10 protein-coding genes and 2 tRNA genes are annotated in these 10,027 nt (G+C 34.6%); 10 read left to right on the top strand and 2 right to left on the bottom strand.

The features are described 5' to 3' along the window. The 3 genes from ACERII_RS25415 to ACERII_RS25405 form a co-directional block, all read left to right on the top strand. Window positions 1–208 (top strand): hypothetical protein (locus ACERII_RS25415; RefSeq protein WP_373645794.1); only part of this gene is annotated, 208 nt, incomplete at its 5' end. Window positions 209–384: 176 nt separating this feature from the next. Beyond that, a tRNA-Ala gene (locus ACERII_RS25410) sits at window positions 385–460 on the top strand. Between the two features lie 64 nt (window positions 461–524). Next, window positions 525–609 (top strand) — tRNA-Leu (locus tag ACERII_RS25405). A 143-nt stretch (window positions 610–752) separates the two neighbouring features. Here the strand turns inward: ACERII_RS25405 and ACERII_RS25400 are convergent. Further along, complete coding sequence (locus ACERII_RS25400; protein ID WP_373645793.1) at window positions 753–920, bottom strand: hypothetical protein; 168 nt, start codon at window positions 918–920, stop codon at window positions 753–755. 283 nt (window positions 921–1,203) lie between these two features. Here ACERII_RS25400 and ACERII_RS25395 point away from each other — a divergent pair, with 283 nt between their 5' ends. From ACERII_RS25395 to ACERII_RS25365, 7 genes are all read left to right on the top strand, one after another. Continuing rightward, on the top strand, window positions 1,204–2,229 hold the full coding sequence (locus ACERII_RS25395; RefSeq protein WP_373645791.1) for a serine hydrolase domain-containing protein: 1,026 nt from the start codon (window positions 1,204–1,206) through the stop codon (window positions 2,227–2,229). Between the two features lie 16 nt (window positions 2,230–2,245). Then, window positions 2,246–2,608 carry a M20/M25/M40 family metallo-hydrolase gene (locus tag ACERII_RS25390; RefSeq protein WP_373645789.1) on the top strand — a complete coding sequence of 121 codons (363 nt, stop codon included), beginning with the start codon at window positions 2,246–2,248 and terminating at the stop codon, window positions 2,606–2,608. A 108-nt stretch (window positions 2,609–2,716) separates the two neighbouring features. Further along, on the top strand, window positions 2,717–3,610 hold the full coding sequence (locus ACERII_RS25385) for a GNAT family N-acetyltransferase (protein WP_373645787.1): 894 nt from the start codon (window positions 2,717–2,719) through the stop codon (window positions 3,608–3,610). A 280-nt stretch (window positions 3,611–3,890) separates the two neighbouring features. Further along, the gene (locus tag ACERII_RS25380; RefSeq protein WP_373645786.1) at window positions 3,891–5,591 is read left to right on the top strand and encodes a methyl-accepting chemotaxis protein; all 1,701 of its coding nucleotides are present in this window, start codon (window positions 3,891–3,893) and stop codon (window positions 5,589–5,591) included. A 263-nt stretch (window positions 5,592–5,854) separates the two neighbouring features. Next, complete coding sequence (locus tag ACERII_RS25375) at window positions 5,855–6,838, top strand: ABC transporter ATP-binding protein (RefSeq protein ID WP_373645795.1); 984 nt, start codon at window positions 5,855–5,857, stop codon at window positions 6,836–6,838. After that, window positions 6,816–7,589: an ABC transporter permease gene (locus tag ACERII_RS25370; RefSeq protein ID WP_373645785.1), complete on the top strand. Its 774-nt coding sequence runs from the start codon at window positions 6,816–6,818 to the stop codon at window positions 7,587–7,589. The genes ACERII_RS25375 and ACERII_RS25370 overlap by 23 nt, the downstream gene beginning before the upstream one ends. A 242-nt stretch (window positions 7,590–7,831) precedes the next feature. Continuing rightward, on the top strand, window positions 7,832–8,332 hold the full coding sequence (locus ACERII_RS25365; protein ID WP_373645784.1) for a GNAT family N-acetyltransferase: 501 nt from the start codon (window positions 7,832–7,834) through the stop codon (window positions 8,330–8,332). Window positions 8,333–8,875: 543 nt separating this feature from the next. Here ACERII_RS25365 and ACERII_RS25360 read toward each other — a convergent pair. After that, window positions 8,876–9,421: a hypothetical protein gene (locus tag ACERII_RS25360; protein ID WP_373645782.1), complete on the bottom strand. Its 546-nt coding sequence runs from the start codon at window positions 9,419–9,421 to the stop codon at window positions 8,876–8,878. Between the last annotated feature and the right edge of the window lie 606 nt (window positions 9,422–10,027).

The following is a 10,027-nucleotide window of genomic DNA, read 5'->3' as shown; positions in this document are numbered from 1 at the left end:
AGATAAAGTCATCCTAAATCGAGGATGGCTTTTTTATTGGTTTTTTTCCTTGTTAATGAAGGAAAGGTATTTATATATTAACAAAGTTAGAACCGAGGATCAGGAGGACCAAAAAGGTCGAGGAAACAAGGGAGAGAGACTCGGAATGGGCTATGCCCATGAGAATCGAACGAGTGCAGGAAACGAAGAGATTCGCCGGTCATCGTGATCCGAGGCCGAACAGGGTAGTTAAGCTCAGGGCCGATGATAGTTGGGGGTTTCCATCTGTGAAAGTAGGGCGTTGCTAGGCGATTTTTGAGACGTTAGCTCAGCTGGGAGAGCGTCTGCCTTGCAAGCAAGAGGTCAGCAGTTCGATCCCGCTAGGCTCCACCAATAATATAGAGTGCTGGCCTAGCTCAATTGGTAGAGCAACTGACTTGCAATCAGTAGGTTGGTGGTTCACGTCCTCTGGCCAGTACCACGTTACTTAAACCATTGTTCGATTATGAACTTTGGATTTTTTATACCTTTTTACTTTTTCTAAAGCAGGTGTGGCGGAATTGGCAAACGCGCTAGACTTAGGATCTAGTGTCTTATGACGTGGGGGTTCGACTCCCTTCACCCGCACCAAAAACTACATAGTACTAAACAATACAATAGATGCTAAAATAAAAAGCTTGAGGACAATGAAAACAGTCTTCAAGCTTTTTTTATATTGACTTATTTGAAAAGGAACGAATTAAAAATTTTGGTAAGATACATATTGCTTATTGTTATAACTTAGATAAATTTGTCAATGCTTTTATTCTTGTCAGTTGATAGATGTTTTCTTTTTTAACTAACATTATTTTTGCTTGATTATACGTGAGACCTGAATTACTATTTAATTTCTTTACTTCATTAATATTTGTACCTACGATAGTTTTATTGCTTTTATCCATTACTTCCACCTCTTCCTTCTATCATTTTATTATGTCATTTAATCAAGAAGAATATTATTAGTTTGTTTTAATACATTTAACTTCACTAAAGGGATGAAATATTTTGCTTTTATCTAGATTTTCAGATTTCATTAGCTTAAGGGTTGCTCATGTTCAGATACCGCGAATATACTGAATCTCTTGAATCAGAATCTAACTAACTCTTCTTTCTTAATCAAAAAGGAAAAGCCACAATATATGTCGAATAAGATTAAGAGAAGACACAAGAACGAGGGTGTGGAAAATGGAGACTATCCAGGTTAACCAAAAAGTTAATGAGGTTTGTGAGAAAATTGATTTTACAGGTGTTATTTTTGTAAAAGTGGCTGATGATATTATCATTCAATCCTCTTACGGGTACTCGAATAGAGCAGACGAATTAAGGAATACAATCTCCACTCGGTTTGGAATAGCTTCAGGATGTAAGTTGTTTACTGCGATAGCAATTTGCCAATTAGTTGAAAAAGGCGTTCTCTCGTTTCAAACCAAATTAAAAGAATGTTTACCTATAGATTTTCCACATTTTAATGAAGATATTACCGTTCACCACTTACTCACCCATAGCTCAGGAATTCCCGATTATTTTGACGAGACCATTATGGATGACTTTGAAGATTTATGGAAAAGTAAACCAATGTACCGTATCCTTGAGTTATCTGATTTTTTACCTATGTTTCAAAATGAAAAAATGATGTTTTCTCCAGGAAAAAGATTTCATTATAATAATGCTGGATATATTATTTTAGGACTAATAGTGGAACAAATCTCAGGGTCTAGATTCACTAATTATATAGTAAATAATGTTTTTAAACCTTGCGGAATGAATGATTCCGGATATTTTTCGTTAGATAATCTACCTAAAAATACTGCCTATGGATATATTGATCATGCAGATGGTACTTGGAGAACAAATATTTATTCTATACCTATTACAGGAGGTGCCGATGGAGGAGCTTTTGTAACAGCAATGGATATGATGAAAATGTGGGAAGGGATAGAAAAACATAAGTTGTTAAGTGAAGAACTTACCAACAAATTATTTACTCCTTCTATCCATGTAGAAAAAAATGAATTTTATGGTTATGGTGTATGGATAACAAAAAGAAACGATAAAATTTTTAAATATCATGTTATGGGATATGATCCAGGTGTTAGTTTTCATTCATCATTATATCCAGAGTATCAGGCAAAGCTTGTAGTACCTTCTAATAAAGGTTCAGGCCCATACGACATAATGGAAATGTTGGAAGAAAAATTATGGGATAAGTAAATGACAAGTGCAGTAATTGAAAGAACAGTTGATTGCTTCTGTTTCAAATCTTTATGGAGTTTCTATAGATTTGGATATGGCTGGTCGATCAGTAGCAGCCGAAATTGATTCGGATGCACAGCGTTTCATGGAAGAAGCGATTATCGATGTACTAGGGAAAGAAAATTTATGTCCACCGGTTGTTACTTCTGGGGGAGAGGACTTTCATCATTACACAGTGAAACATCCTAATATAAAAGCAACGATGCTCGGGCTAGGATGTGGGTTGACTCCAGGATTACATCATCCACATATGAGCTTTAATCGAGAAGCGATAATGGACGGAGTACATATTTTAACAAACGTAATTATAAAAACAATGAAAAATTTAGAAGTTTAAAAATATATATGTCTTTAAAATGTCAAAATAAAACACACATTTTGTGTGTTTTTTTGTTACAAATAAGATAGGAGTAAATTATATGGGAATGAGGGGATAGGTGTGCGGTTGAAGAAGAGATTTTATAGGAGGGAAAGAGATTACGAACGTGTGTATCAACTATTAGTGGAAACGTATAAACCTGGTGACAGATTTCGAAATTGGTTGCCATCTCGTTGGGAATACATGCATTTTCACTCCGATTATAAGGATGAACATGCAGAGAACAGTGGAATATGGGAGGACAGTGGGAAGATTGTTGCTGTTGTACATAATGAACTTGACTTAGGGGAGGCTTTTTTTACCGTTCATCCTGATTATGAGTTTTTGAAACCAGAGATGTTGGATCATGCGGAACATTATTTGACCAAGCTATTGGATGATGGAACCAGAAAGTTAACTGTATACGGAAATGACTTTGATGAGGACCTTTCATCTTTGTTTTCCAAAAAAGCATTTATAAAGCAGGAGAAACATCTCTATTACTACACAATTTGTTTGATAAAGGAGAGCCCAATTGTTGGTGAACTTCCTGAAGGGTTTAAGCTGAAAAGTTTGGCGGAGGATAATGATTTGGTGAAGGTGGATCGTGTGCAATGGCGTGGTTTCAATCATGAGGGAGAGTCGCCGGAGGAGGGGGTTGCTGAACGCGAATTGATGCAGTCGGCACCGAATTTCCGGAAGGATTTAACTGTAGTTGTGGAGGAGCCAAATGGTGAGTTTGTTTCTTATGTTGGAATGTGGTTGATGGATGAGCTTCGGGTTGGATATGTGGAGCCTGTGTGCACAGATCCTGATTATCGTCGAATGGGCTTAGGAAAAATTGCTGTTCAGGAAAGTATTTGCCGCTGTATGGAAGCGGGGGCTGAAACGGTTGTTGTGGAGTCATCATTGCCGATTTATCTGTCTTGTGGGTTTCAGCCGAAGTTTGTGAGGTACCCGTGGGTGAAGAGTTTTTCTTAGTATATACAAAACAATACTTGTGTAAAAATTTATGCATATAGCGACACAATTGAAGGACACTGAAAAGAAAGTTTATCTTTTTCAGTGTCTTTTTATTTGTCACAATTCCGACAATTATTCGTCGAATTTCGACAAAAAATTCACTTAATTAAAGATTAGTTCAGTCATTTCATAGTAAAATAGAACTAACAATTTATACTTTAAGTTGGAGGGGATGACTGGGATAACGAATGGAAAGTATCTAAATTTCTTATATAACTTTTAAAGGGGGAAGTTAATTGTGGGGAAAATAATACATAATATGAGATTAAGTTTGAAAATTAATTTAATAGTCATTAGTAATTTACTAGTGTTTGGTTTTGCTATTTATCTTATTATTCAACAGGATGTAGTAAGTGGTATTAAAGATGTTGCAATAGAGAAAGCTCGATCTGATTTAGCGATGGGGTACGAGATTATTGATATAAGGCATCCTGGCCCATGGAAGATCGTGGACGAACAGTTATTTAAAGGGGATACATTAATAAATAATAATACAGATATTGTGGATAAGATCGTTGCTCTTTCGGGGGGAACAGCAACGATATTTCTTGGTGACACTCGTGTTACAACAACAGTAGTGGTCAATGGAGAAAGGGCTGTAGGTACAAAGGCGAGTGACACTGTTGTTGAAACGGCATTAGTTAATGGTGATACGTATTTTGGTGAGGCTAATGTTTTAGGTAGTTCCATACAAACCGCTTATAAACCGTTAAAGGACAGCACTGGTGAAATAATTGGTATGTGGTACGTAGGTGTGTCGCAAGAATATATCGATGATACAATCGGTTCCATTTTAATTGTTTTATTAAGTGCAATTGGTGGAATGATTTTTATAACAACAATAGTGGTATTCGTTTTTTCAGCAAGATTGAAAAAACGATTGAAAAATATAACAACTGCATTGAAAAAAGCAGGGCAAGGTGATTTTTCCGAAACATTAATCATTAATTCTGGAGATGAGATTGGAGAGTTATCAGAAGGATATAATGAAATGAAAAGTAGCTTACATAAACTTCTTCTTCAGATAACGGAAATGTCAGAACAAGTTGCAGCTTCATCTGAGCAATTGAGTGCAAGTGCAGATGAAACAAGCAAAGCAACAGAGAGTATCGCCAGTTCTATACAAGAAGTAGCAGTGGGATCAGAGAAACAAGTGGAAAGTACAGGTAAATTGAGTAGAGAAGTTTCTGAGATATCAAGGGGACTTCAGCAAATTTCTAATAATGTAGATCAAGTGAAAAACTCTGCATTGACTACTTCTGTAAAATCGAATGACGGATCTCAATTGATTACAAATGTAGTGAAGCAAATGAATGTGATTAATGATAAAGCAAATGCTACTTTTAACTCCATCCAAGATTTAAAACAGAAATCCGACGAAATCGGTAAAATAATTAAGCTTATTACAGAGGTTGCAGATCAGACGAATCTTTTATCTTTAAATGCAGCAATTGAGGCTGCAAGGGCTGGTGAACAAGGAAAAGGTTTTGCAGTAGTTGCAAATGAAGTTCGAAAATTAGCAGAACAATCTCGTGTATCGGCAGGTCAGATCAGTAGTTTAATTAATGATATCCAAGCTGGAGTGCAAGATTCGGCTCGAAATATGAATGAAGGAAAACTGTCTGTTGATGTAGGTCTAGGACTTGTTGATAAAGCTGGGCTTTCATTTGATGAGATATCCTTTGCAATAAATGATGTATCTGCACAAGTTCAAGAGGTAGCTTCTGCTGTGGAACAAATTAAAGGGAGTGGAGAATCTATGATTCTTGCAGTCGAGGATACCTCGAGAGTTGCAGAGGAATCAGCGGGGTATACACAAAATGTTGCTGCAGCTGCAGAGGAACAAGCTGCTTCTATGGAGGAAATAACTTCTTCTGCCGAAGTTCTTAGTCAAATGGCTGAAGAGTTACAACAAGCAGTGAGAAAATTTCAAGTATAAAAAAAGTGTCTCAATTAGCTAGTCAGCTATTGAGGCGCTTTTTTTATTATGGTTCACTTGTTAGTTCATATTTTTATTAGTACTTCAATTTCTTATTTTTCTAGGGAAACTTTTTGAAGTGGTGCTTCGTATGTATGAGAGAAATATACGCCCTAAGACGTAGTTGATTTCCTCCTTTGGCATGTAGTGAAAGTAATGTAACCACGATATTATTGTAAGTAAGAAATGAACGCTGTTTTTCAGCTGGAGAGGATGAGTGGATGATGGAGCCTATTATTGAGGTTAAAAATGTAATGAAAACGTATAAAAAGAGAAAATCAAAGGAGTATATTCAAGCTGTGAATGATGTGTCTTTTACAGTGAATCGCGGGGAGATTCTTGGTTTGCTAGGACCTAATGGTGCGGGAAAAACTTCAACGATAAAAATGATATGTGGGTTATTGATACCTGATTCAGGATCAATAACAATAAACGGCTTGAACAATCAGAAAAAGCGGTTAGAATCGTTGCGTCATATTAGTGCTGTTTTGGAGGGGAATAGAAATTTATATTGGCGGTTAACAGTACGGGAAAACCTTGAGTATTTTGCGGGGAATCGTGGAGCTTCTCGAAAGGAAGTATTAGAACGAGTTGAAGATCTCTTAGTAAAATTTCACTTGAAGGATAAGGAAACAGAACTCGTAAACCGTCTTTCTCGTGGAATGCAGCAAAAATTGGCTATTGCTGTTGCAATGCTAGCGGATAGTGATGTTATTTTACTAGATGAGCCAACGTTAGGGTTGGATGTGGAGACGGGGTATGAAGTAAGAGAGTTATTAACTAGTATTGCAGAACAAGATAATCGTACGATCATTATTAGTACGCATGATATGGATGTTGTTCAGAATTTATGTGAGCGGACGGTGATTATCAATAATGGACAAATTGTTACAGACGACAAAGTGGCAAACTTAATGAGATTATTTGAAGTTCGTTCGTATACAATCTCTTTAGGTGGATTACTAAGTGGAAAGCAGCAACAACTTTTACTTCAGAAGTTTCCAGATTATCACTATGAAGAGGATACGATTGTATCTACACTAGAAGTAGACTTAGCAAAGAGTGAGGAAATTTACGATTTATTTGATGTGTTAAAAATGGAGGGAACTCCAGTAGAAGCAATAGATAGAAAGACTATTAATTTTGAGCAAATATTTATGGAGATCGTGAAAGGAGGAAATAAACATGCAATGGTTCAATCTTCTTAAAGCGAATATGCGTAAGGAATATATTGAATTAAAGAGATACTTACCTAATACGTTGGCTATGATTTTTACTTTCTATATTATTTTCTTAGGGATGTTCTTTGGAATTAGCATTGTCGGTGACCCTACAACGGTAGATAGTAATATTCAATACGCAATAGTAAACTATATTTTCTGGTTTTTGGCGATGATGATTGTGAGTGATGTTGGCTGGCAAATAACGAACGAAGCCATGCGTGGAACGTTGGAGCAATTAAGTATGTCACCGATGGGGATTTGGAGAATCTTAATGGCGAGGCTTATGTCAACAACGGTGATTAATTTCTTTATGATTGTTGTACTGTTATATTTGTCCATGCTTACGACAGGGCAATGGTTGAATATAGATGTGATTTCATTAGTACCTATCTTGTTATTAACTTTTGTTAGTATGTTTGGATTAGGGTTCATAATTGCTGGAATTTCTATTATATTAAAGCAGGTTCAAGCGTTTTTGCAAATTTTACAGTTTATTTTGGCTGGATTAGCATTTGTTCCAATATCTGTAGCACCATTTTTAACATATTTCCCGTTTGTAAAGGGTGTAGACATGGTAAGAGATGTCATGATAAATGGAGTTACGTTGTCTCAAATGGCAGGAATGGATTTTGTGATACTGGCAGCAAACGGTATTGTTTACTTTTTGGTAGGTCTTGTGTTTTTCTTATATTGTGAGAGGGTTGCCATGAGTAAAGGGCTTCTTGCACATTATTAATATTAGATGTTGGAATGTAAGGGAAGACGCTGTTATTGTCTTTCCTTATTCTAAGTTGAAGTTTTTGAGTGTATAACGAGAAAGGTGCATGGCATGTTTTACTGAGGGAGTACATTATTTTGACTTACATTCAAGATAATGCAGTAGCATTTCACCCAACTTTCCTCTATTATGTAATCTAAAAGAAATTCAATAACAAACATCGAATTTCAATTACTAAATAAGAAATTAGGTGAGAAAAAATGGAGTCCATTCAAATAGAGCAAATGCTGCGCACTGATTGGAATGAAGTACGTGATATTTATATTCAAGGAATTAAAACAAAAAATGCCACGTTTGAGAAGGAAACTCCATCCTGGGAAGAATGGGATATGAAGTATTTACTAGATTGCCGAATGGTTGCACGAGTGGATAAGCAAATTGCAGGTTGGGTTGCATTAACACCATATTCTAGCCGAGCAGTCTACTCAGGGGTGGCCGAATTAAGTTTATACATACATGAAGCGTATAGAGGAAAAGGCATTGGAACAAAACTTTTAGCTTCATTAATAAATGAAAGTGAGAAGGTCGGGTTTTGGACACTACAGTCCGGAATCTTTCCTGATAATGGTCCTAGCCTTGCATTACACAAAAAGTTTGGTTTTCGTGAGGTAGGAAAGAGAGAGAAGATAGGAAAAATAGAGAATACTTGGCGGGACGTGATTTTGTTAGAAAGAAGGAGTGGGGTAGTGGGGATGGATTAAGAAACTAGTGAATGATAATTCAAACCATCCTAATAGAGGTTCGTAGAAGATTACATGGATAAGTAAACTGTTAGGATAAAATAAATATAATGGGTAAAACCTCTTTATTTTATTAAAAATAAGGAGTTTTTTTCTTAAGAATTAGTTCCATTAGACTTTCTATTCTCAAACAATTCACATAAAGCCAAAAGAAAACGAATGTTTAATCTTGCTAAAGCGTAGAAAATAGGGAATGAATCTAAGTCCAACCTTTACTATTTTAACTAATTTTGTGTTTTTCGGGTATATGACTTTAGTAAAAAGGCAAGTAATTTAAGTTTATGATCATTGTGATAAATTGAAATAGGGAGTAAAACTAGTCAATTATTGTTAACAGTCTTAAAATATTTTATTGAATGAGTAAATTATTTATTATCACTCCTTCTTATACTATGAAGGATTTGTAATATATAGGGAATTATTTAATCCGTATACTTCCATTGAAATGAATACTTAATAAAATCTGTAAATTATAGAAAGATATATATTGTGAAGAAATATGTTTTAAAAAGCAAAGTACAAAAACTTTGATGCAAAATAAAATCCAATAACAAATAATGCTGATATTTTATAATTATCTCGAGCTGCAAATAAATAGGAGACTATAAAAATTCCAATGTATATAAAAATCATTGATATATTTTTTAACCAAGGATAACCAATAACGTTATACCATTGAAGTATTATAGAAGTTAAAAGGAAAAATGTTGGATAAAAAAGTACGGCACCAAATTTCTCTAGGTAGTAAGAAATACTTTGTTTATCAATTACTTTGGTTGCAACCCAATTCATTAAGAAGAAAACAGTAATGAATGGAGCAAAGAGGGAAAAGACTAGTTTTAAACTTATAAGTATATTTTTGATTTCCCAGCTTCTATCTAATAGAAGTGTTTCCTGAATGAACGAGTGAAAAAAGAATAATGAAAAAAGAGTTATAATATTAATAAGTCCAAATTTAGAAAACCCTTTATAGCTTTTTGTAATTACGTAATCGGGATCACGCAATATAAGTAGAACATATTGAAAGTAGTTTACTTTATTGGTGTTCATAGAATATAGGCCCCTTTATTCTTATTTACTAGAACGAATCTAGGAAGTTAGATGCTATTTATAATTTATATTCGCATTTAATTTATATATGATTTTTTAACAACGAGAAACTCTTTTAAAAAATGTGTTTTAATAATTACTTTTGTGGAAATCCTTTGTTAAGGTATTCAATTTAGTAAAGCTTTTTTCTCTGGAAAGATATAAGCCAGATTAGTGGGAGTTATTTTTTTAGGGGCTTTTTATTAATCTGTATTGCTAATATAAAGTTCGTGTGGTAAATTATAATTCTGTGTTCGAGAATTAATTGCGCAGAACTTAGATCCCTTTACCTAAAATTTTAAAAACTAAAAATCAAAAAAAGGTATTGCTAAGGAATTATTTTTATGATAATATAAATCTTGTCGCTAAAATTGATGTACGCATAAAGCAATGGATTTGAATATATAAACTATTGTTTCTAACAAACGCATTGCGTAGAATTACTTTTTGTGATATAGTAATTATTGTCTTGAAAAAAAGTATGAGAAACAAGATGAGAGAGTTGTTGACAGCGGGATGTTATTTCGATATAATAAAAAAGTTGCTGTGAAAACAACGATGTAAGTT

This window comes from Evansella sp. AB-rgal1 (assembly GCF_041820985.1).
In the GTDB taxonomy this organism is placed as follows: Bacteria; Bacillota; Bacilli; order Bacillales; family Salisediminibacteriaceae; genus Evansella.
Note: the sequence above shows the minus strand (reverse complement) of the source record. Positions and strands in the feature narration are given on the sequence as shown.

Coding starts and splice junctions, on each gene's coding strand:
- ACERII_RS25395 (WP_373645791.1), top strand. CDS start 1,204: ATGGAGACTATCCAGGTTAACCAAAAAGTTAATGAGGTTTGTGAGAAA.
- ACERII_RS25360 (WP_373645782.1), bottom strand. CDS start 9,421: ATGAACACCAATAAAGTAAACTACTTTCAATATGTTCTACTTATATTG.
- ACERII_RS25365 (WP_373645784.1), top strand. CDS start 7,832: ATGGAGTCCATTCAAATAGAGCAAATGCTGCGCACTGATTGGAATGAA.
- ACERII_RS25400 (WP_373645793.1), bottom strand. CDS start 920: ATGGATAAAAGCAATAAAACTATCGTAGGTACAAATATTAATGAAGTA.
- ACERII_RS25375 (WP_373645795.1), top strand. CDS start 5,855: ATGGAGCCTATTATTGAGGTTAAAAATGTAATGAAAACGTATAAAAAG.
- ACERII_RS25370 (WP_373645785.1), top strand. CDS start 6,816: ATGCAATGGTTCAATCTTCTTAAAGCGAATATGCGTAAGGAATATATT.